The following is a 25,560-nucleotide window of genomic DNA, read 5'->3' as shown; positions in this document are numbered from 1 at the left end:
CATGGGAATACTTATTGCCATTCTAGTTTTTCTTTGTTGGGCTGCACACCTGTTGTACAGCCTGCTCCTGGTACCGGTTGCCCTCACGTCGGGATGGATGTATGTGCATGTGTTGCTGCAAGCCTATTTATACACCGGCTTGTTCATTACCGGGCACGATGCCATGCACGGTTTGGTGAGCAAACGCCTGCCGGTGAACACCATCGTCGGATGGATCTCATCGCTCTTGTTTGCAGGCCTGTCGTACCAAAAACTGCGAACCAACCACTATCAACACCACCTGTATCCGGCCAGCGAAAGAGACCCCGACTATTACGTGCAGTCGCAAAATTTTCTGGCTTGGTGGTTTGTTTTCCTTAAACGATATGCCACCATCTGGCAGTTTCTGTTTATGGCTGTTGCTTTCAATGTATTGAAGATTTGGTTCGACACGGCCAGCCTGATTGTATTTTGGATCGTGCCGGCTGTGCTGGCCACCTTTCAGCTGTTTTTTGTTGGAACGTACCTGCCCCACCGCAAACCACATCAGGAAAATATGGAGCCCCATCGCGCACGAAGCCAAAGCGGACCGCACTGGTGGGCCATGCTGAGCTGCTATTTTTTTGGCTATCACTGGGAACACCACGAAATGCCGCGTGTGCCGTGGTGGCGATTATACCGCGAAAAAGACAAACGCAAACAGGAGGTTGGCCTATGATTGCTGCCCGTCACCATCGTCTGGCTCTTTGGTTCTTCGATCTATATTTTCGACTGAAAATGAAGATGCATTTTCGCGGGATTTCCATCGAAGGAGATGAACCCGACCCCGGAAAGCCGGTCCTGTTGCTGCAAAATCATTTTAGCTGGTGGGACGGCTACTGGTCGTACTATCTGAGCCAGCATTTTTTCAAAAAGAAATTTCATGTCATGATGCTGGAAGAACAGCTGCGTAAGCGCATGTTCATCAATTGGTGCGGTGCTTTTTCGGTTCGGCCCGAATCGCACGATGTTCTGCAATCAGTGCAGTATGCGGCCCGTTTGCTGGATGGCCCGCAAAACTTGGTTTGCCTGTATCCGCAAGGCGAAATCCAGTCGCAACACGTGCATCCGGTTCGGTTTAAAAAAGGCGCTTCCAGTATTATTAACCAAGCCAATACACCCGTTCAGGTTTACTTTTGCCTGGCTCTGGTCGATTATTTCAGCCGGTCCAAACCCGCCGTCCGATTTTTCTTGCGCCACTATGAGGGAGAAACTTCTGCCACTGATCTGGAAACAGCCTACCGGATTTTTCAGGAACAATGCATAAACAAACAACATGAATGACTTGATTCTGCTTTCCTGGTTCTTACTGGGTTTTCTGATCGTCCGCACACTGATCGCCCTGGTTAATGCAGTCAGCCGGCCATACCTGAGCGAAGCAACGAAAGTTGATCTCGCCCGCGTATCCATCCTGGTTCCTGCACGAAATGAGGAGAAGAACCTTCCCCGGCTGCTGCATTCTCTACTGAAATTGGATTATCCCAACGTTGAGATATGGGTATGCGACGACCAGTCAACTGATAAAACTGCAAGCCTGTTGCAAGAGTGGCAATCCAAAGACAGTCGCCTCCGCTTTTTCCGGGGCGAACCGCTGCCGCCATCCTGGACTGGCAAAAATTTCGCTTGCCATCAGTTAGCTCAAAAAGCCAGCGGTGATTACCTGTTGTTTGTAGATGCCGATATTTCCCTCTCGCCGCAAGCACTTCAAAAGGCGCTGGCCTATTTTCGGTCGCACCGGTTGACTTTATTGTCCATCTTTCCGCAACAAAAAATGCAAACGACAGCCGAAAAGGTCAGTGTTCCGTTCATGAACTGGGCCTTACTGAATTTATTGCCGCTCCCTTTCGTCCTGAATATGAAAAACCCACTATTTGCCGCAGCCAACGGACAATTTATGCTATTTTCCGCCACGGAATATCACGAAAATCAGTGGCATGAGCAGGTGAAAGACAAGCATGTGGAAGATATCTGGATAGTACGCCGGATGAAACAGGCCGGGAAACGGGTGGCGGTTTTACTCGGCAACCAGGATGTTTATTGCCGTATGTACACCAGCTACCAGGAAGGGCTGCAAGGGTTCTCGCGCAATGTGCATGAATTTTTTCTGGGCAGCCGACTGTTGATGGTTCTTTTCTGGCTGGGGTTGATGACTGCTCCGGCCGTCATTTTTCTATCGTTTGGCCTTGCCGGTTTTATCGTTTATCTGTTCATTTTACTTCTTAACCGCCTTTTGGTGGCCTGGGCAAGTCGCCAGTCAGTATGTACGAGCTTGCTCTTTCATCCGCTCAACATGTTTTTCTTTACGCACGTCATGATCCATAATATTTGTCTAGCAATCAATCATACCGGAAAATGGAAAGGTCGTTCCATAAATATTTAAAACTGCTTACCGTTATCCTTGTCATGCTGAATTTTGTTGCACCGGCACAAAACCTGAAGGATTACCGCTGCCGTTACTTCCACGCCTACCTGGAAGGAGATATGGAACCGTGGCTGGAATGGGCTGAGGAAATCGAAGCCAATCACCCGAAAGAGCTGGACTGGATGCTGGTTGCCCTGCAAGCCCGCTATGGACTCATTGGCTATTATTTTGGGACCAACCAGAAGTCGAAAATCAAAAACGTATTGCAGGATGCCCGTTCAAAGTTGGACCCGTTATTGGAGAAACACCCGCAAGATGCCCGTCTGTATAGTCTGAAAGCTGCTTTTCAGGCTTTCGAAATTGGCTTGACGATGTACAAAGCCCCTTTTCTGGGGCCCAAGGTAGAGTCGGCCATACAACGTGCCATCAGCCTAAATCCGGAGGAACCCACAGCCTGGCTCGAAGAGGGAAATTCGTTGTATAACCGCCCGGCCCTTTTTGGCGGCGACAAGAAACAAGCGATACTCGCCTACAAAAAGGCGCTGATCCTTTTCGGCCATGATACGGTAAAGTGCAACTACCTGATCGTGTTAACCGAAGTTTTTATCATGAAAGGCTACTACGAAACCGGACAACAGCAACTTTACCGGCAAACCCGTCAAAACCTGGAAAACCAGTATGGAAGACTACCTTGGCTCGACGATTTCCTTCCCGCTGACATCATTCGTTAAACCGGTTTCCGGCATCAGTTTAGTGGATAATAAATGGCTGTAATCCATTTTTCCGGGTTGGGTTCCGATTGCGGATCCGTCAGGTATTTTTCCATAGGCCCGCCGCTGATCGTGAAATGATGACCGGTTATCCATTGCTGAATAAACTCGTGCGTCTCGCCCAGCGTTTCGTAGGAGCCGATGTGGTCAGCCTGGGCATAGTTGCCAGCTTCCCGATTTCCGGCCAGGATATCACCTGCAGGTTCGGTGATACGGTCAATCGGGATACCTGCCTCCAGGTCAACTACGCCATTGTCGATTTTATGATAGACGGAGTACGGCATGTCCACCATCATCAGCTGGTGACTGTCGATGTGCCGGGTAAGTTTTCCGTACATCTGTCCCATTTCATCGGAAATATCCTCCAGGCTTACCGTTTTCCGCAGGCTGACGTAGTTGAATGCCGGCAGCGTGACAAGCTCCACAATCGGACGTCCTTCCTGTACGATAATTTCGGAAACAGTTTTCAGGTTCTGTAGTCCTCTTTCGAAGTCGGGCCCTACCATGCGGTTGATGAAAAGCCCCATCCAACGAGCAATCGGGTTCATCCCCATATCCGCGCCAAATCCCCAAACGACAGTGGTTTGTTCATCTTCTTCCGAAAAACGAAACCAGCTTTCCGAAGGTGACTCCTCCCCGAATTCCAGCTTCAACCGAATTGAATCATAGGGCGATGAGCCGGTAATTGTAAGCTTTCCATCGCCAACTTTCGGATGGCTGCTTTTCCACGAGTAGACTGCCCTTTCACCAATGCCTCCGTTCTGGTAGGTAATTTCCATCTCCGGGTCCAACTGGTTCCAAACCGACCATTTGTCCCAGGAATATAAGTCGTTAACCTGGTTGAACACGACCCGGGCCGGGGCATGTATGCTGATACTTCGTTCGAGTTGAACCTCACGCGGAAGAAAGTAGGCAACGATGAGCAGGAAAAGAACTACGGAAAATAGTGCAGCCAGCAGTCTTATCAGGGTTCTCATTTCATTTCATTTTTGATGTTGATACTTGAAAACTTGATTCGAAACGTAAAACCGCCGCAACGCGATTTTGCGTCAAGTTAACAGTTTTATTTCTGATTATCAACATCAACCAAACCTGAGAACAAATCTTCTTTCTCTTTTCGCAGAAAAAATTAAATCAACAGATGACCTTCCATCTTTATGATAAAAGTCATTTCTCAGAAAAGGCCGGGTTTAGTTTTGCCGTCCGGCAATTTGTTGTCGGTGCACTGCTTCGGCTTCGGTCATTTTTTTCAGTTTTTTGAGCCCACGTTCCAGGTCGGGACCAAGCAAGTGGTTAAAAAATAAACCCGACAATCTGCTGAGCGGATTGTTGCCCAAATCGGCCTCCATCTGCCAGATCACTGTTGTAGTACCGTTTTCCTCGGTAAAGCGAAAACAGGTGGTTGCGTGACTGTGACGCATAAAGTCCATCACAACCAACACCGAGTCGCAAGGTGCAGCAGCCGTAACGACCACTTTGCGGGTTTGAGCTGAGGTTTCCCAGCTGTAGCCAGCCAAACAGCCGGGGCCGGCATTCAAATAGTTGACTTCGTCAGCCGGGCAGTTCGGGGTCAACCCTGACCATTTTCCCCAGCTACACAGGTCGTTCACTTGGTTGAAGACAACTTCCTGCGGAGCCTCAATGGCTATTTTTCGTTCAAAGCTGACCATTCGCGGAAGCAACAAGGTGCCCGAAATGAACAAAAACAAAATGACGATCGTAATTCGGGTTTTCATATCCATTAGGTTTGGTTGAATCTGTTTCATTTTCGGGTTTACAAAGCAGATAGTAACTTTTCTGACTTTCGGTGAATCACGTTTTTCGTCGTAGAGGTCTCCGTTAAAAGTTGGTTGACCTCAACCTTCCCTCCGGATTTTTCAAGCTGGTTCAGAATGGTTCGTTTCAGGATAGCAGCTGTTTCGTCAGGATAATTAATTTTCAGCGCTACGGGCTTTTTCAGCCAGCGACCAATGGCCTCGGTTTGACCCTGAAGTGACGGCAGCACCGGAATACCCATACTTTCCAGAAAAGCAGCATTGCAGGCCTGCTCGTATTGGTTTTTCATGGGAATGACGCAGAGTTTTTTACCCATGTAAATAGCCTCAGCCGGGGTTTCGAAACCCGCTGTACAGAGAATGCCCCGGCAATTGACAAACGATTCGCTGAAACCATCCAAAGAAACCGGACGAAAAAGAATATGGCCTTTTTGATAGGTTTCACGACTGTGCTTCGAAAAAACTTCCCAGCGTATTTGCGGGAAAGCCGACAAAGCAGTCTCAATTTCTTCGTTACTGTAGGCGGGCAGGTAAACCGTGTAATGACCTTTATCCGTTGGACGGGCCTGTCGGATGGCGGGGCGGATCACGGGTGTAAAATTATTTTCGTCGAGCGATGAAAAATGAAAGCCGTATTTCGCCTTGGCCGGTGCGTAATGTTTTAGGATGAAACGGCCCGACCAATCGGTTTTCTTCGGTTTAGGGGCCAGTGGGTGCAACACCGCATTCTGGTGGCTCAGCCCGATGCATGGTTTGCCCTTCAAGCGGCAGGCCCAGGCCGAAACCGGCTCAAAATCGCACAACACCAGGTCGTACTTATGAACGGGCAGTTTCATCAGGTCGCGCAGGAAACGCCAGGGTTTCAATTTCATCAACGTTTCGCGGATGCTCACGCCCCCTTTCTTTCCGAAAATAAAACTGATGCCATACAATTGGTAATCCACCCGAAAAGGCAATTGGATGTCTCCCTGAATGCCACTCACCAACACATCGGTATCGGCCATTTGTTTCAGCAGGGGAACAATTTCGGTGGCCCGGGCCAGGTGACCGTTTCCGGTACCCTGGATGGCATAAAGAATTTTCAGTCGTTTATTTTGCATAAATTGTGATTGTAATAGTTAAGATTGACATCGTTCATAACATATTGGCAATGGCCAGTTCGCGGAAGAGCGACTGGTACAGTTGCTTTTTGTCCGGGATATCGGGTTCGTCGGCCATGTTTTCATCTTCATCATCCGCAAAGTGGACCAACGACCACTTGCCATCGTTGTATTCGGCGGCGGTGAGGTGCTCCACCCAGTCGCCGCAGTTGATATAACGAACCGTTCCGGTTTCATTCAGCATTTGCTTGTCGCGCGGAACATGCGTATGCCCGCAAATGACCGTTTGGTAGTCGCGCTCGGATGCCACCCTGCAAACCGCATTTTCAAAACGCGACAGGTGAGGCTTTTCGCGTACCAACCGTTTTTTTATGCTTTTATAAATCAGGATTTCCTTTTTTCCGAAAAGACTGAAAAAAAGGTTTATCGCCTTGTTGATGATGGTAAGCAAGCCGTAAGTAGCAGCGCCAAATTTTGCCAGCCATTTGGCCTGGTGAATGATGTGGTCGAAAATGTCGCCGTGGATGATCCAGGTTTTTTTGCCGTCAAGTTCTAATATGAGTTGGTTCACAATTTTCAGGTTACCCATCCGCGTTTGGTTGAACTTGCGCAAAAACTCATCGTGATTGCCGGTAATGTAGAAAATGTGAGCACCTTTTTCGAGCATCTTGATCAGCTGACGCACCACCTTCAGGTGCGATTTGGGAAAATAGTTCCGGCTAAAGCGCCACGAGTCGATGATGTCGCCGTTCAGCACAAGAATACCGGGATTGATCGACTTGAGATATTTCAGCACATTTTTGGCTTTACAGGCATGAGTGGCAAGGTGGAGATCGGATATGACAGCTACTTCCAGCTTTCTGGCTTTCATAAATTTCTTCAGTTATTCACCGGTAAAGTTGCCGAACCTCTATTAAGCGGCAGTTACGCCAAAATCAATAAAAGTCTATCAAAACGGTCTGAAAACCTGTTTGTTTGTGAATTATTTCTGAACTAAGTTAACTCAACATGAAATAATTGACTGCCTTTTCACGGTCTTGGCCGCCAACACGGAAAGCCACGTCTGAAAAACATTTGTTGAACAGCATTTGGGCTTCGGACATTTTGAACGGAAACTTGTATTAATTTCGCTCAACTAAACTAACCAACATCCAATGATTGAACATTCCAAGGGAAACGACCACGAACTCTGGACCAAATTTCTTCATGGAAATGATCAGGTGTTATCTCTCATTTACCTGAGATATGTAAACGCGTTGTATGATTATGGAAGTAAAATCACGCCCGACCATAGCCTGGTGAAGGATTGCATCCAGGATGTTTTTTGCACCATCATCCGGAACCGTCAATCGCTGTCCCCCACCGACAATATCCAGCTTTACCTGTTCAAAGCGCTCAAACGCCAACTGGTGCGCGAAATCCAAAAAAGCCTGAAATACCGGGAGATTGACCCGGACAACAGTGGACGGTTTGAGATTTCTTTCCTGCAAAGTTTCGACCACACGGAATTTGAACTGTCCGATGAACAAAAAAAGGCGTTGATTTCGGCCATCGAGTCACTCACCGCCAGGCAAAAGGAAGCCATCTACCTGCGGTTTACCCGAGGCATGGATTACAAGGAAATCGCGGTGATTCTCAACCTGAATTATCAATCGGCACGGGCGCTCATCCACCGGGCCATCAGCAAACTGCGTGAAATTTTAGCCGGGAAGACCAATTATTTCAGCCAGATTTTGCTCTGCATCTTCCGAAAAACCGGGAAAGGTGTTTTACAGCAGTAAAAAATCCCTTCAAATCGTATCAACAGAAATCGGGTTCGTGCCTTTTGTGAGCAGAACTTGATTGAAATGGACAAATACACGAAATACACTACCGAGGATTTTTTAGCGGATGATTCATTCATCCAATGGCTGATCGACCCCACAGAAGAACAGGACAACTATTGGAATGCTTTCCTGCAGCAGCATCCCGAAAAGAAACACGCGATCGATGAGGCCAAGATTGTGTTTGGCATGTTTCAGCACGAACGGGAACGACTGAGTTTGGATGAAACTTACGACATCTGGAACAACATCCTGAAAACTCTCCACAATCCGGCAACCTCACGCTGGCTGAATATCCTCAAGTATGCCGCCATCTTACTGGTGGTTTTCCTGGCAGGCGGCATCAGTTATTATCTGTATGAAAGCCGGGAGCAAACCCATTTCGACTTGGCTTCGGTTCCGGTGACCACCAGCAGCGAGGCCAAAATCATCCTGTCCGACGGATCGGAAATCTCGCTCGAAAAGAAAGAGTCTGAAATTTCGTACAACAGCTCCGGTAACCAGCTGATCGTGAATAACGATACCATCCGGCAAAATCAGGTAACAGGCCGCGAGGTGATGAACAAGGTCATCATTCCCTACGGCAAGAAATCGATGATCCAGCTTTCGGACGGAACACTGGTTTGGCTGAATGCCGGTAGCCAGTTGATTTATCCGTCCACCTTCCAACGGAAAAAACGCGAAGTGGTGCTGATTGGCGAGGCCTATTTTGATGTGGCCAAAAATCCCAGCAAACCCTTTATTGTGCGCACAGCCGATATGCATGTGAAAGTGTTGGGCACCCGTTTTGACGTATCGGCCTACCCGGAAGACCCGGTGGTGGAAACCATCCTGGAAGAAGGCAGCGTGGCACTGGAAGTGGTGAGTAAAAAGTTTGCTCATTCCGGCGAGGAAGTCATCCTGAAGCCCAACCAAAAGATCAGTCTGAACAAGGAAGACGGCGTGGCCAATATCAAGACAGTAGATGTGAGCATGTACACGTCGTGGAAAGACGGCATCCTGAAAACCGACCGCGAAGATTTGGTTCGCGTGATCAAGAAAGTAGAACGGTATTACAATATTCAAATAGAGATGAAAGACCCTCTGGCGGGAGGCTATCTCATCTCCGGTAAGCTCGACCTGAAAGGAAGTCCGGAAGAGGTGCTGAATATCATTAAACTGACTGTACCCATTGACTGGACCAAGAAGAGCAACGGTGATTTTGTGATCGTAAGAAAATAAGAAACCATAAAAAAAACCGGAAAGTGTAGCGGCACTTACCGGTCAAAACCATGGGTTTTATTAGTCGTTAAACTAAACGTTTCAAATTTATGAAAAAAATGTTTTATGCACGGACCTTTCTTCCAAATGAAAGGTTCAAAAAAATGTTCCTTGTTATGAGGTTATCTGTTGTCCTACTTCTGATGAGTGTTTTCACGGCTGTCGGCGGCAGCTACTCGCAAAACACGAAGTTTTCCCTCAACCTGAGAAATACCACCATCAAGCAGGTTTTTAACGAAATTGAACAGAATAGCGAATTTATCATCGTTTATTCTGACGATTTGGTTGATGTATCCGAGGAGGTAAGCATTATCGTGAAAAACTCACCGGTTGAGAAAGTGCTGGACCAATTGTTTGCCGGCACCAAACTCGGCTACGAAATTAAAGACCGGCAAATTGTCATCACCCAACGCGAAGACCTCAGTCGATTAGCTGCGGCCCAACAGCCAGACAACGAAATTAGAGGGAAAGTGGTTGACGTGGCCGGCGAACCTTTGCCGGGCGTTACCGTGCTGGTTGTTGGTACCACTGTGGGCACCATCACCGATTTTAACGGCAGTTTTACGCTCACCATACCGGAGGGCGGCAAGACGTTGCAGTTCTCGTTCGTCGGGTTTCAAACACAGGAACTGGCTATCGGAACACAAAGAGTATTCAATGTACAGCTGAACGAAGATGTGCTGGAGCTGGATGAAATTGTGGCGGTGGGTTATGGTGTTCAGCGCAAAAGCGACCTCACCGGCGCGATGAGCCGTTTGACCGAAGAAGATATGAACAAGGCCGTGGCCACTTCGCCCATCGAAATGATGCAGGGCCGTATTTCGGGGGTAAACATCACCCAAAACAGTGGTGAACCCGGCACCGGCATGTCGGTCCGGATTCGTGGGTCCAACTCCATCCGTTCGGGACAGGAACCGTTGTACGTGGTTGACGGCATTCCTTTAGACAATGCCGATGTTACCCCAACCGGCGGGGGCGCAGCCGGTTATGGCAGCGGCGCCACCAAAAACCCGATCAGCTTCCTCAATCCGGAAGACATCGAGTCGATTGACATCCTGAAAGACGCCTCGTCAACGGCCATTTACGGAGCCCGTGGAGCCAACGGGGTGGTAATCATCACCACCAAAAAAGGAAAACAAGGTAAGGGTACCCTCACCTATGACGGCTATACCGGTATTTCGCAAATACGGGAGAAACTGGACATCCTGACCGCTGATGAATTCCGCTCGTACACCAAGGCCGATGGCACCAAGCTGTTGGACAAAGGGGCCAGCATCGACTGGCAGGATGAAATTTACGCCACAGGCATTACCCAGAGCCACAACCTGTCGTATGGCGGAGGCACCGAGAACTTTACCTATCATGCCTCGATGGGTTACCTCGACCAGGAAGGGATCGTGAAAACAACCGGACAGGAAAAACTGAACGGAAAAATCAATGTCACCCAAAAGGCATTCGACGGCAAACTAAACCTGACCGGAAGTTTGATTGCCTCGCATACAACGGATTTTCGCGCACCGATTACCGAACAAAGCGGCTCGGGCTATGAGGGCGACCTAATCTTGACGGCTTTAAAATCGAACCCGACTTATCCGATATTCAACCCGGACGGGACATACTATCAACATGCCAAAGACCAGCGAAACCCGGCAGCCATGCTTAATTTGGTGGATGACGAAACCCAAACCGACCGGATTATCTCTAACATGTCGGCAGAATACGAAATCATTAAAAACCTGAAATACAAGCTAAATGTAGGTTTTGACCGCACCGTGGCCGAACGCCGCGTAAATCAGGACAAACAACTGAGTTACCTGGCCAATAAGGGCGAAGCCGATATTAATGGCATTAAAGCAAGTAGCCGTTTGATCGAAAACTACATTACCTACTTGAAAGAAATCAATGAGCATTCCTTCAACTTTCTGGCTGGTCATGCCTACCAGTTCTTCAAAGTGAGCACTACCGAAATGAACGTGAATGGATTTGAAGTTGATGAAATCAAATATACCGACAACTTGCAATACGGTAATTTTTCATCCGCTACGGTTAACTCTTCTGCCTACGAAAACGAACTGCAATCCTTCTTCGGACGTGTTAATTACAGCTATAAAAACAAGTATATGTTCACCTTCACCGGACGTTTCGATGGTTCTTCCAAATTTGGCGAAAGCAATAAATATGGTTTCTTTCCGTCTGCCGCTTTTGCCTGGAGGGTATCCGAAGAAGATTTCCTGCAAGGAACTGGCAAATTGAGCAACCTGAAACTACGTTTGGGATGGGGATTGACCGGCAACCAGGAGATCGGCAATAAACTATCATTGCTGGCTGTTGGAACAACCCCTTCGGCGAATGGATATTTCAATGGAGTACTTAGCCCGGGAATCACTTTTATCAGAACGCCAAATCCCGAAATACAATGGGAAACCACCCTGCAAAGCAATCTTGGGATTGATTTTGGTTTCTTTGAAAACAGGCTCTCCGGAACAATTGATCTATTCAATAAATCAACAAAGGATGTGTTGTTGGAAGTGTATTCCAAAGCACCGGCAGCAACAGCAACTCAAATGCAGAATGTCCCCGATCTGAAAATCGTCAACAACGGGATCGAACTTGGCCTGAATGGTTTGTTGATCGACCAAAACGATCTGACCTGGGACCTTGGATTCAACATCGCTTATATCAAAAATGAAGTGAAGGATTTACCGGTTAAACTGATTGAAACCGGAAATGCCAGCGGGCAGGGCCTCTCGGGCACCCGCGTGCAGATTATCACCAACAACGAACCGGTGGGCACATTTTACGGCATGGTTTGGGAAGGTTTGGACAGCAATGGCATGAGCATTTACAAAAAAGATGCAGACGGTGTTGAAGTGAAAGAATCGTTGGGTTCGGCTTTGCCCGACTACACCTACAGCTTAAGCTCAAAACTGAAATACAAACGCTTTGATGTCAGTATGTTTTGGTACGGCTCACAAGGAAATGTCGTTTACAACAACACGGCCAACGCCTTGTTCCTGAAAGGCCCTCTGGACAAAGGGAACAACGTACTCAAATCTGTGCTCGAATCCAACGAAAGCCCCGATAACTCGAACGCCTTCTCGTCCCGTTTTATCGAAGACGGCTCGTTCCTGCGCCTGGCCAACGTGACTGTGGGCTACACCATCAACACAAAAGCGATCAATTGGCTGAACAGCGCCCGCGTGTATGTCACCGGCAACAACCTGCTGCTGTTTACCGACTACACCGGCTACGACCCGGAAGTGAATGTGGCTGCCGACGAAAATGGTGTGCCCTCAATGGGGATCGACTATACGGCCTATCCGAAACCGAGGACCTTCACCTTTGGTTTAAACCTTCAATTTTAATCAGAACCTAAATCCGAAAAAAGATGAAACCATATAAATTTATTTTATTCTTCACCATACTGGGACTGTTGGGCACCGTTGGGTGCACCGATCTGGAAGAAACTGTACTGGACGAACAACTGGGGGCCGAACTGGTCAATAACCCGCAAAACATCGATGCGCTGATCAACCCGCCATACGGAAGCCTGCGCCGTACCATTGAGTGGTACGACTACTGGGCTTTGCAGGAAGTCTCGACCGATGAAGTCATCATCCCGACACGTGGCACCGACTGGGACGATAACGGCGCTTGGAGAGAGCTTCACCTGCACACCTGGACTGCCGACCACATTCGGATGAAAAACGTTTGGGATGCACTCAGCCAAGGCGTTTCGCGGGCAAACACCGCCATTTACTACATCGGGCAATTTCCGCAAACAGCCACTACCGAGCAATACATCAACGAAGCCCGCTTCCTGCGTGCTTACTACATGTACCTGATCACCGATTTGTTTGGCCAGGTTCCCTACCGCGAAGCCGATGAGCTGGATTTTTCAGTTTCGCCCATGGTGATGAACAGGAAAGCTGCTACTGATTTCATCATTGAAGAAATCAAAGCCATTATGCCCAACCTGAAAACAAAGGCCGAAGTGGGTTCCGAACGGGTAACCGTGGGCGCGGCCCAGGCCCTTCTTGCCAAAATTTACCTGAACTACGAAGTGTATGCCGGCGAAGCCAAATGGGCCGATGCCATTACCTATTGCGACCAGTTGATCAATTCGAGCGTGTACACCGTGGCCGACGACTACTGGACCATGTTTCAGAAAGACGTGGCCGAACATCCCGAATTTATCCTGCGCGTTCCGATGGACGACAATGTGGACATGGGCAGCGGCAGTGTTTGGGTGAATTTCACCCTGCACTATTCGCAGGTATTTGGCAACATCACCAGTACCTGGAACGGGCCGTCAACCACCTCAACGTTCTTCCAAACCTGGGACATGGAAAATGATGCCCGTTTTTACGATGACCGCATTAAAAGCCAGACCGGATTCAACCAAGGCTTTTTACACGGGCAGCAGTACGGGCTGGACGGAACGGCTCTTAAACAACGCAATGGCAACCCGTTGATCTTTGTGCCGGAAATAAACCTGGCGAGTTCGGCTGAGAACGCCGGTATCCGCGTGGTGAAGTTTGCGCCCAATCCGGCTACCGAACGTCAGTTCTCATCGCCCAATGATGTGCCCATCATGCGCATCTCGGATATATACCTGGTTCGCGCCGAGGCTAAATTCAGGAACGGGGATGAAGACGGCGCCCTGGACGACATCAACTACCTGCGCTCGAAACGAAGCGCTGCCGGCAAAACATTACCTGCACTCACTTCACTAACGCTGGACGACATTCTGAATGAACGCGGCTACGAGCTGTATTGGGAAGGCTTGCGCCGTCAGGACCTGATCCGCTTTGGCAAATTCACCGACGCCTACCAGGAAAAACCGGTAACCGATGCCACGAAAAAACTGTTCCCACTGCCTACTTCAGCTGTTGATGTGAACGAAAACCTGATCCAAAATCCAGGATATTAATAACCGCGACCTATTGACCCATGATTGAATGCCAGCCGCTGCCGCTTGGAGCGGCTGCATTCTTTTCAACCTGAATTCAACGAAACCTCAGGACCAGCAGGGTTTTGAGCAATTGCGAATAATGACCGCTGTCTGCATACGACAGCGGTTTCGCTTTCAATGCAAGTGAGTTAACCACCTGTAACGAAGTCTTCCCGAACTTGTTTCGGGATCTTTTTCTTACCCCCTGGTGTTCTGTCCGGCGTTTTTTCGTTTTGAAGAATCGTTCGCTTCTTTTTTTAAACCAGAACTCATTCCGGTTGTTGTAATTACCGAAAAACAAAAAATCGAATCAAAATGAAAGAGACTACCGGAAAAATTACCTTCAAAGGAAACCCGTTGACCCTGTTGGGCGAGGAAATAAAAGTAGGCGACAAAGCCCCCGACTTTACCGTGCTGAGCGCCGGATTGGCGCCGGTGAAGCTGTCGGATTATGACGGGAAGGTGCGCGTTCTGGCCATTTACCCGTCGATTGACACGGGTGTGTGCCAGGCCCAAAACCGCCGTTTCAATGCCGAAGCATCTAATTTGGGCGATGCCGTCATCCTGTCGGTCTCGTGCGACCTGCCCTTTGCCCAAAGCCGCTTCTGCGCTGCCGAAGGACTCGACAAGGTGATTACCCTGTCGGATCACAAAGACGTAGATTTTGGCACTAAATACGGCTTCCTGATCAAAGAGCTACGCCTGCTGGCCCGCGGAACCGTGATTGTTGACAAAGACGGAATTGTGAAATACGTGGAGTATGTGCCCGAAGTAACCACCGAACCCGATTACGAAGCCGCGATTAAGGTTGTGAAAGAATTGTTGTAACATAAAGGTTAGAGATTTGCAAAAACAGGCTGCTCCGGTTGGAGTGGCCTGTTTGCTTAAGTGAAAATCAGTTGGGGGTGGGGGGTACTTCGGAAGTACCACTGCCCACTTCAAAAACGACTCGGGTCGATTTAAATGAACTGAATTCGGTAAAAAGATGACTCGGATCGAAAAAAAAAGAATTAAGTCAACAAAAAGAGAACTGAAGTCAAAAAAGACGACTGCAGTCGCAAAAAAGAGGAATGAAATCAAAAAAAGAGGATTGAAGTCGGTCAAAAGATGAACGAAATCGTCCTAAGAATACTTTTTCTTTTGTTGGTGCGTTTTTTCAGAACAAACAAAATTGTCTACTTTTAATGCCCTAATACGCCGGAATTCATGAAGCATCCGTTTTCAGCTGTTGTTGGTCTGTTTGCCCTCCTGCTTGTGCTTGGAGCTTGCTCGGCGCGTAAAACTTACCAGTCGGCTTTGTCGGCCTACGAAATTGGCGAATATTACCGCGCCACAGAACAGTTCCGAAGGGCTTACCGCAAAGACCAGGACCCGCAGCATCGAAGAGAGATGGCCTTCCTGTCGGCCGACGCTTACCGCAAAACCGGCGAATACGCCCGAGCTGCCATCTGGTACAAAAACGCCATCCGGCGCGGCTATCCCGATCTGAAGGCTTTGCTGCATTATGCCGACTGCCTGCGGGCTACCCAGAAGTTTGACGAGGCAGTCGAAGTTTATCAGCAATACCTCGATTCTGTTCCCGGCGATGTGCAGGCCATCAACGGGTTGGATGCCTGCCGCTACATTCCGGAGTGGGAGAAAAAACCCAGCCGCTACATCGTGAACCCGGTGCGCGAGCTCAACTCGAAATACCACGACTTCTCTCCGGTGTTCGTGGGCGGGCGCGACAACGAAATTCTGCTTACCTCCACCCGCGAAGGAGGAACCAGCAAACGGCAAAGTTCGATTACCGGCGCCCTGTATGCCGACCTGTACCGGTCCGAGTTTCAGGTGCAAAGACAAAAGTGGTCCCCTCCGCTGCTGATCGACGAGTCGGGTATCATCAACACCCCCGACGAAGAAGGGGCTGCCACGCTTACACCTCTGGGCGACCAAATGCTATTTACCCGCTGCCGTTACGACCGGACAAAAGATATGAACGCCGAGCTGTTTCTGGCCAAAATGTCGCGCGGCGACTGGTCGGAACCCATCCTGCTCCAGCTGGGAGGCGATAGCCTGATGGCGGCCCACCCGGCCTTGTCTCCCGACGGCAACACGCTGTATTTCGTGTCCGACCGTCCCGGAGGCTACGGACAAAAAGATATCTGGATGGCACAAAAGGAAGGCTCGAACTTCTCGCGCCCGGTAAACCTGGGCGACAAAATCAACACCACCGGCAACGAAGTGTTCCCCACGGTTGATCGCGACGGCAACCTGTATTTCTCGTCGGATCACCACATGGGTATGGGCGGGCTCGATGTTTTTATGGCTTCGAAAGATGAAGAGGGGCTGTGGCGCGTGCAAAACCTGAAAGCGCCCGTCAACTCGCCGGGCGACGATTTTGGCATGGCTTTCATCAACTCGGAAGACCATCGCGGATTGTTCGCTTCGAACCGCAAAGGGTCGCGCAGAGACGATGTTTATTCGTTTTACCTGCCCCCCAAGGTATTCCGCGCGGCAGGCGAAATCTTTGATAAGGAAACCGGCCAGCGTATCGACGGGGCACGCATTCGCATCATCGGCACCGACGGAACCAACTTGCGCATGCGTGCCGACGGAGGCAAATTCCAGCTGAAGCTGAACCCCGAAACCGAATATGTGTTTGCCGCTTTCCGCGATGGCTACCTCAACGACAAAGCCCGCGAAACAACCATTGGGCTGGAAGACAGCAAAGATTTCCGCGTGGATTTGTACCTCACCCCCACCGATGCGCCCATCCGTGTGAACAACATCAACTACGAATTTGGCTCGGCTGATTTAACGCCGGGCTCCCGCGCGGCCCTCGACAGCCTGGTGCAACTGCTCGAACTGAACCCCACAATCACCATCGAGCTGATGGCGCACACCGACCATGTGGGCTCCGACCCGTTTAATTTCACCCTTTCGCAACAGCGGGCCCAATCGGTGGTGGATTACCTGATTGAACAGGGCATCAACCCGGACCGGCTGGTAGCCAAAGGTTACGGCGAAACCTGGCCCAAAAAAGTAACCCGCGAGCTGGCCCGTCAACACGATTTCCTGAAACGAAACGACGAGCTCACCGAGGCCTTCATCAACGGGCTGACACCCGAGCAGCAGGAAATTGCCAAAGCCATCAACCGGCGCACCGAGTTCCGGGTGCTGTCAACCGACTTCCAGGAAAGCTTTGCTCCCGAGCCCGGCGAATAAATTTGAGATCTCCCCAGCTCTCGTGTTTTTTTGTCGAAAAAGCCGTGTACTTTTGCATTTCAATCCGCATATCCGAACAGAACACGGCGTGCGCTGTTGATTTCGATATAAAAGAGAAGACATGGCAATGAGTTATTTTCCATCTTTACAAGCCATTAACAAGGCAAAACTTACCATCAACGAGGTACTGACCGCCACGCCGCTGGCCGAAAACCTGAACTTGGCGGAGCAATTCGGAGCAAGGGTTTTTCTGAAAAGGGAAGATTTACAGATAGTCCGTTCCTACAAAATCCGGGGGGCATACAACAAAATCAAGAGCCTGACACCCGAGCAGCGAAAAAACGACATCGTTTGTGCCAGCGCCGGAAACCATGCGCAGGGCGTAGCTTATTCGTGCCAGAAGCTGGGTATTCGCGGCAAAATATACATGCCCACCACCACACCCCGGCAAAAAATCAAGCAAGTGCAAATGTTTGGGAAAGAATTTGTGGAGATTATCCTCCACGGCGATACCTACGACGATGCCAGCCGTGAAGCCTGGAAAGATTGCGACGAAACCGGGAAAACCTACATCCATCCGTTTGACGATCCGCTGATCATTGAAGGCCAGGCCACCGTGGCGCTCGAAATCATTCAGGATTCCACCTGCCAGATCGACTACCTGTTTGTGCCCATTGGCGGCGGCGGGCTGATTGCCGGCGTGGGCAGTTACTTCCGGCAAGTGAGCCCTTCCACCAAAATCATCGGTGTTGAACCGGCCGGCGCCCCTTCCATGAAAGAATCGCTGGCCCAAGACGAGGTGGTTACCTTGAAGGAAATTGACAAATTTGTGGACGGAGCAGCCGTGCAGCGCGTGGGCGACCTTCCTTTTGAAATTTGCCGACAAGTGGTCGACGATATTGTGCTGGTACCCGAAGGGCGCATCTGCACCAAAATCCTGGAACTGTACAACCGCGATGCGATTGTGGTGGAACCGGCCGGGGCGCTTTCCATTGCCGCGCTGGATTATTATGCCGATGAAATCAAAGGGAAAAATGTGGTGTGCATCGTTTCGGGAAGCAACAACGACATCACCCGCACCGAAGAAATCAAGGAACGCTCCTTGTTGTTTGAAGGATTGAAACACTATTTCATCATCCGGTTTCCGCAGCGGGCCGGCGCCTTGCGCGATTTTGTGGAATACGTGCTCGGACCCAACGACGACATCACCCACTTTGAATACTCCAAGAAGAACAACCGCGAAAAAGGCCCGGCCTTCGTAGGCATTGAGCTAACCGACAAAAACGATTTTGACGGATTGGTGCAACGCATGGCCGAACATGGTTTTGTGTATGAATACATCAACGAAAAGCCTGATTTGTTTCAGTACCTGCTTTAGCGATATGGAAATGGTGACTTGTCCGCTTTGTGCCCGAAAAGGCAATTTTCCCGCCGTCACCGGATTGATGGACCGGGTATTCCGCCGTTGTGACCATTGTGAGTTGGTGTTTGTAGAAAACCAATTTTTACCGGGCCGCGAAGAAGAGAAAGAACGATACGACCACCACAACAACAGCATTGACGATCGTGGGTATGTCAACTTTCTCGGTCAGGCTGTCAGCCCGGCCTTGCCCTATCTTTCAGAAGGAATGAAGGGATTGGATTACGGATGCGGCCCCGGGCCAACGCTCAGCATCCTGATGGAGCGCGAAGGAATGGCCTGTGCCAATTACGATCCGCTGTTTTTCCCCAACCTGCCCGAGGGACCGTTCGACTTTATTTTTGCCACCGAATGCTTTGAGCATTTTTTTGATCCCGCCAAAGAACTAACCCGGCTGAAACAACTCCTGAAACCCGGCGGGCTGCTGGTAGTCATGACCAATTTATGGGAGCGCTTTGAGCAGTTTTCGAACTGGCACTATACCAACGACTTTACCCATGTCAGCTTTTATCATGCAAAAACCTTTCAGTTTATCTGCAACTGGTATGGCTTTTCATTGCTGGAAAGCGACGGCGAGCGGGTTGTAATTCTGAAAAATAATGAAAGCTGACCCGCAAGAAATCACCAAATTGTGAATCTTGACGATTCTGCACAAACTCAATTTAATATCAATTTTTCGCAAAAGTCTTTCCCCTCCCTTCTGAACAGGCTGCGTTTTTCAGCCAAAGCCCTATTTTTGCCGCTCCTAACCTGAAAAACTAATCACCATCCTTTCCTTGCCGACGAAGGTCGCCGGAAGGTTCAGCCAACAGACATTGTGAAAAAATACCTGTCCACACACCCGTTTGGTCAGGCAGTCATTAACTTTCTTAAACCCGTTTAATGAAGCAGATTTTTAATTTATTCGACCTGAAACAAAAAGTAGATTACAAAACCGAGATACTATCCGGCTTAACCGTTGCGCTGGCACTGATCCCCGAGGCCATTGCCTTTGCGCTGATTGCCGGTCTTTCGCCCCTCACCGGGTTGTATGCCGCCTTTACCATGGGGCTGGTCACCTCCGTTTTTGGAGGCCGTCCGGGCATGATTTCGGGAGCAACCGGAGCTGTGGCCGTGGTGATTGTGGCGCTGGCCAAAACACACGGCCCCGAGTACATCTTTGCAACCGTCATCCTGGCCGGTATCTTTCAGTTTTTGGCCGGTGTATTGCGCCTCGGAAAGTTGATTCGTCTGGTGCCCCACCCGGTGATGTTCGGTTTTGTGAACGGACTGGCCATTGTCATTTTCATGTCGCAGCTCGACCAGTTTAAACATGCCGGCGCCGACGGCAGCCTGCAATGGATGAGCGGCGGAGCACTGTGGCTGATGCTCGGACTGGTAGGACTCACCATGCTCATCATCTGGGGCTTGCCCAAACTCACCAAGGCTATTCCTTCATCGCTTACGGCCATTCTTGTGGTGTCGGCCATCGTGCTGGGACTGAATATCGACACCAAAACCGTAGGAGACATTGCATCCATCCAAGGCGGCTTCCCTCCGTTCAACATACCACAACTGCCCTATACACTGGAAACGCTGACCATTATCCTTCCCTATGCGTTGATTGTGGCCGGGGTTGGGTTGATTGAAAGCCTGCTGACGCTGAACCTGATTGACGAAATCACCGAAACACGTGGCTGGGGCAACAAAGAATGTGTAGCCCAGGGAACCGCCAATGTGGTTACCGGTTTCCTTTCGGGAATGGGTGGTTGCGCCATGATCGGACAAAGCTTGATCAACATTTCATCGGGTGCCCGCGCCCGCCTGTCGGGCATTGTGGCTGCGGTGATGTTACTGGTGTTCATCATGTTTGGCGCCGGCTTAATTGAGCGTCTGCCGATGGCCGCCCTCACCGGACTGATGATCATGGTGGCTATCGGAACCTTTGAGTGGGCCAGCCTGAAAACCTTCAGCCGGATGCCCAAAACAGACGTGTTGGTGATGGTGCTCGTGGCACTGATTACCGTGCTGGTTCACAATCTGGCTCTGGCCGTGCTGATTGGTGTTATCATCTCGGCCCTGGTGTTTGCCTGGGAAAATGCCAAGCGGATCCGTGCCCGCAAATATGTGGATAAAAACGGCGTGAAGCATTACGAAATTTATGGCCCCCTGTTTTTTGGTTCGGTTACCGCTTTCAACGAGAAATTTGACGTACTGAACGACCCGGAGGAAATCATCATTGACTTCTCGGAAAGCCGGGTGATGGACATGTCGGGCATTGAAGCGCTGAACAAACTGACCGAACGTTACCTGAAAGTGGGCAAAAAACTTCATCTGAAACACTTGAGTGCCGACTGCCGCCAACTGCTGCACAATGCCAACGACATCATCGATGTGAATATCATTGAAGACCCCACTTATCGCGTGGCGGTCAACAAGATAAAATAAGAATATCTTAATACAAGCGGGATTCCAACCGATGAATTAATCCTTAGTTTTGCGCGCTGATTTTAATTACTAATTTTTCGACACCATGCACAACACAAAACTTGGCAATCCGGCGGTAGTCGGGTTAGCCGGCTTCGGTTTAACGACACTTTTACTGCAATTCCACAACCTGGGTATTTGCGAATTGGGCCCTATCGTCGTGATGGGTTTCATTTTCGGCGGAATGGCCCAATTGATTGCCGGGTTGATGGAACAAAAAACCGGCAACAACTTTGGTTTCGCCGCTTTTACCAGCTATGGCGCTTTCTGGATTGGCCTGGGTATTATCTGGATGTTGGGGCACTTCAATGTTTTTCCGTCATCCACCACAGATGTGGGTTACTACCTGGTGGCCTGGACCTTGCTAACCGCCATCCTGTGGGTAGGTTCGCTGTTTATCCACTCGGCCATGGCCATTACCTTCAGTTCTTTGTTGCTGGGTTTCGTCCTGTTGGATTTAGGCCATTTCGGTTTTCCGGTGATGAATAAAGTTGCCGCTTACGTGCTGATCTTCTGCGCCCTGTCGGCCTGGTACATGATGGCTGCCATCCTGCTGAACGAACTTTCGGGCCGCGAACTGCTCAAATCAGGCAAAGCCTGGATTAAAAAAGCATAAACGCTCTTGCCTCTTTTCAATAAGGGTATCCTGAAAGCCATTCGGAACGTCGCTCATCCTTACATAACAAGGAGGAGCAGACAAAGGCTTTGAGGATACCCTTACTATTTACGGTGTTGTCCTTTCTCAAGGCTTAATCTTCCCGAACAGCCCCATCAGCTTAGTTTGGTAGATTTCGGCAATTTGTGCTTCGTGTTCGCCAATAGGCTTCACCGGGATAAGGTCCATCACTTTTTCGGGCGACAGGCCATGGTCAAAATAAAGGTCCAGGGCGTCTTGTAAGGTTTGCCGCACAGCAGCCTTTGTTTCTTCCTCGGACAGTCCCATTGGTTCGCCCAGGCTAACCAGCTCCTTCCATTGAAACCAGAAATAAGTGGGCAACATGGCCGACAGCATGGCGTAAGCTTCCAATTTGGCTTCGGGCACTTCGAAGGTTGTTCCCAGCAACTTCAGTAAGTCCATAAGCTCACTCTTTTCCGCCTGGTTGAAACCTGTCGAAAAAGTTACCGGGTTGTAGCCTTCATTGATGTAGGAAGTAGCATTGGGGATCATCCGGGCCTTGTTCTTAGTCTTCAGTTTCGACGAAATCTTTTCCAGCGTAATTTTTGGAGCTAACGAAACCACCAACGCGTCGGCAGACACAACATCGGCCATTTTATCAAGCGTTTCCATAACCATGGGCGGGTGCAGGGCAATGAATACTGTTGGCTGACTGGCGGCTTGCTGCAAATCGCCGGCTTGAATAGCCGGAAACTGCTGCTTCAACGCTTGCAGCACTCCGGGGTCTGTATCGAAAACGACCACCGAATCAAATTCGTGTTTCTTGTTGGCAAAAGCCTGGAGAAAAATCTGGGTGACGCAACCACCACCAATAAAACCGAGTGATTTTGCTTTCATAGTTTGTTGATTTATGGGTTAAAAGATGATTTCAGCTTTATTATATACCAAATTTACAACATCTTCAGTTACGGGCGTTTGTCCTTTTTTCAAACCAAGGTCAGTCACCCTCATATAAGTATAATTTGTAAAACCAGCCTTGTCTAAAATCTGCCTGCCACAGTCAATTGGGCATCCATCAAGCATCAGGACATTTTTCGTTTTAAAATCTGCAATGGAATTTTCAATTCCGGCGCTCACCACAGCCAAACAATTCATTTTCCGCACTCCATTATCGCGTAACCTACGGGCAACTGCATCCGTAATTTGGCCCAAGTCACAAGCACCCGAGCACGAAAAAACAATATATCCGGCAGATCCGCACAAACAAGAACTATTTTCGGTAGTGTCCATATCTATTTAAGTTAGAGTTTATACTCGAAGCTCAACAACAGGTGATGCTGTTCCGACAAACTTCTTTCGTCGGGATTCCATCCCTGATAATTCAACGACAAGTTTACCCCCTTTACCGGAGAAAAATGAACGCCTGCAATCAGAGCTTCTCCGGTTCGGGAGCGCACCCCCAAATCAGATGACGGATCGTTATGGATGATGTTGGCATCCAACCGGTCAACGCGTGCAAAAAGCTCCCAGCCATGTTTCACCGCCAGGCTACCATAGATTGATATGCCAAACAAATCGCGGTTTTCAAGATGCTGGTGGTTAAACCGGTAATTATACTCTCCGCCAATCCTAAATTTTGTCCCGGGTTTATATCCCGCGAAGAACGAAATCAATTGCTGCACCCCAGATTTCTCCGGGCTTTCGGATGAGGTATGGTCATAATAGAACCGTGTTTGAATTTCTTTCACCGGAAAAAAATCAACTCCACCGGCAAACTTTACGTCACCATAAGCATCCTGATCCATGCGAAAGCCTTCCCCGTTGGTCAGGGCGGCATCAAAACCCACTGTTGAGTTCAGCTTGAAATAGCCAATCAGTCCCAAATCGCCGCTGGGTATCCCAAAGTAGCGATCCTGAAACGTAGCTGCCAAATACCGGTATCCCCAAAACCGCTCCTGCGTAATGTAATGGTTTTGAAGAATGCCACCAGCCTGGATTTTTATCTGCTCGGTTGGTTTCCATTCCAGAGAAGCAAATTTCAGCGTGACGGTATAGTAACTTCCTTCTTTCAAGCTGTTTGAAACGTCCATTTCATTCCCTGTCCTATCAGCAACTGAAATCTGACCAACCGTCGTAGGGCGTCCGGCATCAAGAATAATTCTGCCCAAAAATTGCGGGCTAAACTGGTATTCATAGCCCAGATGGGCACGCCCAAACCAAAATCCGTATTGCTTTTGTGCGTTCTTTGTTGCGTCAACATCGAAATTGCCAAAAATCTGCACGATGGGTTTTCCTTTCTCCTGCCCCGTTTCTGCTTGAGAGAAGGCGGTGGAAAAAATTAAACAAGCAAGAATAAACAAGATGTACCTCATGCCAGTGTTTTAAAATAAACCTCCGTAGATCAGACCGGAGACAGTGGCCATCACTACAACCAGAATTACGTAAACCACGGTTTTTTGGGTTCCCATGACTCCACGAATTACGAGCATATTGGGCAGGGAGAGCGATGGCCCGGCCAGTAGCAAAGCCAAAGCGGGACCTTTTCCCATGCCCGAAGCAATCAATCCCTGCAAGATGGGTACTTCGGTGAGCGTGGCAAAGTACATAAACGCACCCACGATAGAGGCAAAAAAGTTGGCCATCACCGAATTCCCGCCCACCAACCAGGCAATCCATTCGCCGGGAATAACCCCCGCGATGGCCACATCATCGTGCGTTGACCCGAGCAGAAAACCGGCAGTAACCACGCCGACAGCCAGCAACGGCATAATCTGTTTCGCAAACCCCCACGATGAGAGTGTCCATTCTTTGTTGTCTTCGTCCTTTTTATCGTACAGGGTGATGATGCTCAGGGCTGCAATAGCGACCAACATCGGCACCAGCGGCCCCAGTTTGGGGTTTGCAATGAAGGTGGTTGCCAGCAAGGCCGACACACCGGTTGCCAACACGGCAGCAAACACCCATTTCCAGTTGATTTTCAGAATGGAAATGAGCGACCAGGCCAGGAACAAGCCAAACACCCCGGTGATGTACCATTTGTAGTGCCAAATGAAATACCACGCTCCGGTGGTTTCGCCGGCAGAAGGAGCTCCCCAGTTGGCAAAAACAAGGATCAGGATGAGGGTGAAAAAGTGAAACGAAGTTTGCCACATCGGACGTTTTTCGGGAGGAGGGACAATATTCATCTGCTGGTCCTTTTTTACCTTTTCCTCTTTACGGTAAATGATTGACATGGCCGAGCCAATGACGATACTAAAAGCCACGGCGCCAATGGTACGAGCAATGCCCATTTCAACCCCCAAAATACGGGCAGTAAGAATGATGGCCAGGATGTTGATGGCAGGCCCTGAATACAGAAAGGCAATGGCCGGCCCCAAGCCAGCCCCGCGTTTGTGAATACTGGAAAACAACGGAAGAATCGTGCAGGAGCAAACCGCCAGGATAGTCCCCGATACGGAAGCCACGGTATATGCCAGCCACTTTTTGGCATTGGCACCAAAGTATTTCAGCACCGAGCCCTGGCTGACAAAAATGGAAATAACCCCGGCAATAAAAAATGCCGGTAACAGACAAAGCACCACGTGCTCGCGGGCATACCATTTTACCAAATCGAATGTTGCCGCGATGGCCGTATTGAACCGTGTGCTTTCGATAGGCAGAAAAAATGCTGCCCCAAAAATCACCGAAATCCAGATCAGTATTTTTAGTTCTTTTTTAGTTTCCACGCTTGTGATTGATGATTGATAAATGACAAATTCTGTTCGTAAAAAGACGAACACTCATTTTAAA

Annotated in this window: 22 protein-coding genes; 14 read left to right on the top strand and 8 right to left on the bottom strand. The window is 49.4% G+C overall.

Translation table 11 applies throughout. The features are described 5' to 3' along the window. The first annotated feature begins 1 nt into the window (after position 1). Genes N2K84_RS10795 through N2K84_RS10780 form a run of 4 tightly spaced genes read left to right on the top strand, consistent with a single transcriptional unit; the run spans position 2 to position 3,111 of the window. Complete coding sequence (locus N2K84_RS10795) at positions 2-697, top strand: fatty acid desaturase (protein ID WP_282591823.1); 696 nt, start codon at positions 2-4, stop codon at positions 695-697. Positions 698-756: 59 nt separating this feature from the next. After that, positions 757-1,302: a lysophospholipid acyltransferase family protein gene (locus tag N2K84_RS10790; RefSeq protein WP_282591822.1), complete on the top strand. Its 546-nt coding sequence runs from the start codon at positions 757-759 to the stop codon at positions 1,300-1,302. Beyond that, entirely contained in the window at positions 1,295-2,398 is a 1,104-nt protein-coding gene (locus tag N2K84_RS10785) for a glycosyltransferase family 2 protein (RefSeq protein WP_282591821.1), read from the top strand. Before N2K84_RS10790 ends, N2K84_RS10785 begins: the two co-directional genes overlap by 8 nt. Continuing rightward, a complete protein-coding gene (locus N2K84_RS10780; RefSeq protein WP_282591820.1) occupies positions 2,371-3,111 on the top strand; it encodes a tetratricopeptide repeat protein in 741 nt (246 codons plus the stop codon). Before N2K84_RS10785 ends, N2K84_RS10780 begins: the two co-directional genes overlap by 28 nt. Before the next feature lie 14 nt (positions 3,112-3,125). Here N2K84_RS10780 and N2K84_RS10775 read toward each other — a convergent pair whose 3' ends face one another. The 4 genes from N2K84_RS10775 to N2K84_RS10760 all read right to left on the bottom strand — a co-directional run bounded on the left by N2K84_RS10775 (position 3,126) and on the right by N2K84_RS10760 (position 6,896). Continuing rightward, the gene (locus tag N2K84_RS10775; RefSeq protein WP_282591819.1) at positions 3,126-4,127 is read right to left on the bottom strand and encodes an SRPBCC family protein; all 1,002 of its coding nucleotides are present in this window, start codon (positions 4,125-4,127) and stop codon (positions 3,126-3,128) included. A 213-nt stretch (positions 4,128-4,340) separates the two neighbouring features. After that, the gene (locus N2K84_RS10770) at positions 4,341-4,886 is read right to left on the bottom strand and encodes an SRPBCC family protein (protein WP_282591818.1); all 546 of its coding nucleotides are present in this window, start codon (positions 4,884-4,886) and stop codon (positions 4,341-4,343) included. 38 nt (positions 4,887-4,924) lie between these two features. Then, a complete protein-coding gene (locus N2K84_RS10765; protein WP_282591817.1) occupies positions 4,925-6,025 on the bottom strand; it encodes a glycosyltransferase family protein in 1,101 nt (366 codons plus the stop codon). 34 nt (positions 6,026-6,059) lie between these two features. Continuing rightward, positions 6,060-6,896, bottom strand: coding sequence for a UDP-2,3-diacylglucosamine diphosphatase (locus N2K84_RS10760; protein ID WP_282591816.1), 837 nt, complete (start codon positions 6,894-6,896; stop codon positions 6,060-6,062). 283 nt (positions 6,897-7,179) lie between these two features. Between N2K84_RS10760 and N2K84_RS10755 the strand changes: the two genes are divergently transcribed. The 10 genes from N2K84_RS10755 to N2K84_RS10710 all read left to right on the top strand — a co-directional run bounded on the left by N2K84_RS10755 (position 7,180) and on the right by N2K84_RS10710 (position 21,771). Continuing rightward, complete coding sequence (locus N2K84_RS10755; RefSeq protein ID WP_282591815.1) at positions 7,180-7,806, top strand: RNA polymerase sigma factor; 627 nt, start codon at positions 7,180-7,182, stop codon at positions 7,804-7,806. 66 nt (positions 7,807-7,872) lie between these two features. Next, the gene (locus N2K84_RS10750) at positions 7,873-9,069 is read left to right on the top strand and encodes a FecR family protein (RefSeq protein WP_282591814.1); all 1,197 of its coding nucleotides are present in this window, start codon (positions 7,873-7,875) and stop codon (positions 9,067-9,069) included. Positions 9,070-9,224: 155 nt separating this feature from the next. Next, positions 9,225-12,473, top strand: a complete 3,249-nt coding sequence (locus N2K84_RS10745; protein ID WP_282591813.1) for a TonB-dependent receptor — start codon at positions 9,225-9,227, stop codon at positions 12,471-12,473. 23 nt (positions 12,474-12,496) lie between these two features. Continuing rightward, the gene (locus N2K84_RS10740; protein WP_282591812.1) at positions 12,497-14,041 is read left to right on the top strand and encodes a RagB/SusD family nutrient uptake outer membrane protein; all 1,545 of its coding nucleotides are present in this window, start codon (positions 12,497-12,499) and stop codon (positions 14,039-14,041) included. Positions 14,042-14,377: 336 nt separating this feature from the next. After that, positions 14,378-14,890 (top strand): thiol peroxidase, encoded by a 513-nt coding sequence (gene tpx, locus N2K84_RS10735; protein ID WP_282591811.1) that lies wholly within the window; start codon positions 14,378-14,380, stop codon positions 14,888-14,890. Positions 14,891-15,268: 378 nt separating this feature from the next. Beyond that, complete coding sequence (gene porE, locus N2K84_RS10730; RefSeq protein WP_282591810.1) at positions 15,269-17,269, top strand: PorE family type IX secretion system protein; 2,001 nt, start codon at positions 15,269-15,271, stop codon at positions 17,267-17,269. A gap of 121 nt (positions 17,270-17,390) precedes the next feature. Then, positions 17,391-18,647, top strand: coding sequence for a threonine ammonia-lyase (ilvA, locus tag N2K84_RS10725; protein WP_282591809.1), 1,257 nt, complete (start codon positions 17,391-17,393; stop codon positions 18,645-18,647). Beyond that, a complete protein-coding gene (locus N2K84_RS10720; protein WP_282591808.1) occupies positions 18,601-19,299 on the top strand; it encodes a class I SAM-dependent methyltransferase in 699 nt (232 codons plus the stop codon). Before ilvA ends, N2K84_RS10720 begins: the two co-directional genes overlap by 47 nt. 272 nt (positions 19,300-19,571) lie before the next feature. Next, a complete protein-coding gene (locus N2K84_RS10715) occupies positions 19,572-21,116 on the top strand; it encodes a SulP family inorganic anion transporter (RefSeq protein WP_282591807.1) in 1,545 nt (514 codons plus the stop codon). A gap of 85 nt (positions 21,117-21,201) precedes the next feature. Next, a complete protein-coding gene (locus N2K84_RS10710; RefSeq protein ID WP_282591806.1) occupies positions 21,202-21,771 on the top strand; it encodes an acetate uptake transporter in 570 nt (189 codons plus the stop codon). A gap of 126 nt (positions 21,772-21,897) precedes the next feature. Here the strand turns inward: N2K84_RS10710 and N2K84_RS10705 are convergent, their stop codons facing one another. The 4 genes from N2K84_RS10705 to N2K84_RS10690 are packed head-to-tail and all read right to left on the bottom strand — an operon-like array spanning position 21,898 to position 25,496. Beyond that, positions 21,898-22,668 carry a pyrroline-5-carboxylate reductase family protein gene (locus N2K84_RS10705; RefSeq protein WP_282591805.1) on the bottom strand — a complete coding sequence of 257 codons (771 nt, stop codon included), beginning with the start codon at positions 22,666-22,668 and terminating at the stop codon, positions 21,898-21,900. An 18-nt stretch (positions 22,669-22,686) separates the two neighbouring features. Beyond that, positions 22,687-23,061, bottom strand: coding sequence for a putative zinc-binding protein (locus tag N2K84_RS10700; RefSeq protein ID WP_282591804.1), 375 nt, complete (start codon positions 23,059-23,061; stop codon positions 22,687-22,689). An 11-nt stretch (positions 23,062-23,072) separates the two neighbouring features. Further along, complete coding sequence (locus N2K84_RS10695) at positions 23,073-24,143, bottom strand: hypothetical protein (protein WP_282591803.1); 1,071 nt, start codon at positions 24,141-24,143, stop codon at positions 23,073-23,075. A 9-nt stretch (positions 24,144-24,152) separates the two neighbouring features. After that, complete coding sequence (locus tag N2K84_RS10690; RefSeq protein WP_282591802.1) at positions 24,153-25,496, bottom strand: permease; 1,344 nt, start codon at positions 25,494-25,496, stop codon at positions 24,153-24,155. Positions 25,497-25,560 lie beyond the last annotated feature (64 nt).

The organism is Gaoshiqia sediminis (genome assembly GCF_025907915.1).
Classification (GTDB): domain Bacteria; phylum Bacteroidota; class Bacteroidia; order Bacteroidales; family Prolixibacteraceae; genus Gaoshiqia; species Gaoshiqia sediminis.
Note: the sequence above shows the minus strand (reverse complement) of the source record. Positions and strands in the feature narration are given on the sequence as shown.

Coding starts and splice junctions, on each gene's coding strand:
- N2K84_RS10795 (WP_282591823.1), top strand. CDS start 2: ATGGGAATACTTATTGCCATTCTAGTTTTTCTTTGTTGGGCTGCACAC.
- N2K84_RS10790 (WP_282591822.1), top strand. CDS start 757: ATGAAGATGCATTTTCGCGGGATTTCCATCGAAGGAGATGAACCCGAC.
- N2K84_RS10785 (WP_282591821.1), top strand. CDS start 1,295: ATGAATGACTTGATTCTGCTTTCCTGGTTCTTACTGGGTTTTCTGATC.
- N2K84_RS10780 (WP_282591820.1), top strand. CDS start 2,371: ATGGAAAGGTCGTTCCATAAATATTTAAAACTGCTTACCGTTATCCTT.
- N2K84_RS10775 (WP_282591819.1), bottom strand. CDS start 4,127: ATGAGAACCCTGATAAGACTGCTGGCTGCACTATTTTCCGTAGTTCTT.
- N2K84_RS10770 (WP_282591818.1), bottom strand. CDS start 4,886: ATGAAAACCCGAATTACGATCGTCATTTTGTTTTTGTTCATTTCGGGC.
- N2K84_RS10765 (WP_282591817.1), bottom strand. CDS start 6,025: ATGCAAAATAAACGACTGAAAATTCTTTATGCCATCCAGGGTACCGGA.
- N2K84_RS10760 (WP_282591816.1), bottom strand. CDS start 6,896: ATGAAAGCCAGAAAGCTGGAAGTAGCTGTCATATCCGATCTCCACCTT.
- N2K84_RS10755 (WP_282591815.1), top strand. CDS start 7,180: ATGATTGAACATTCCAAGGGAAACGACCACGAACTCTGGACCAAATTT.
- N2K84_RS10750 (WP_282591814.1), top strand. CDS start 7,873: ATGGACAAATACACGAAATACACTACCGAGGATTTTTTAGCGGATGAT.
- N2K84_RS10745 (WP_282591813.1), top strand. CDS start 9,225: ATGAGGTTATCTGTTGTCCTACTTCTGATGAGTGTTTTCACGGCTGTC.
- N2K84_RS10740 (WP_282591812.1), top strand. CDS start 12,497: ATGAAACCATATAAATTTATTTTATTCTTCACCATACTGGGACTGTTG.
- tpx (WP_282591811.1), top strand. CDS start 14,378: ATGAAAGAGACTACCGGAAAAATTACCTTCAAAGGAAACCCGTTGACC.
- porE (WP_282591810.1), top strand. CDS start 15,269: ATGAAGCATCCGTTTTCAGCTGTTGTTGGTCTGTTTGCCCTCCTGCTT.
- ilvA (WP_282591809.1), top strand. CDS start 17,391: ATGGCAATGAGTTATTTTCCATCTTTACAAGCCATTAACAAGGCAAAA.
- N2K84_RS10720 (WP_282591808.1), top strand. CDS start 18,601: ATGAATACATCAACGAAAAGCCTGATTTGTTTCAGTACCTGCTTTAGC.
- N2K84_RS10715 (WP_282591807.1), top strand. CDS start 19,572: ATGAAGCAGATTTTTAATTTATTCGACCTGAAACAAAAAGTAGATTAC.
- N2K84_RS10710 (WP_282591806.1), top strand. CDS start 21,202: ATGCACAACACAAAACTTGGCAATCCGGCGGTAGTCGGGTTAGCCGGC.
- N2K84_RS10705 (WP_282591805.1), bottom strand. CDS start 22,668: ATGAAAGCAAAATCACTCGGTTTTATTGGTGGTGGTTGCGTCACCCAG.
- N2K84_RS10700 (WP_282591804.1), bottom strand. CDS start 23,061: ATGGACACTACCGAAAATAGTTCTTGTTTGTGCGGATCTGCCGGATAT.
- N2K84_RS10695 (WP_282591803.1), bottom strand. CDS start 24,143: ATGAGGTACATCTTGTTTATTCTTGCTTGTTTAATTTTTTCCACCGCC.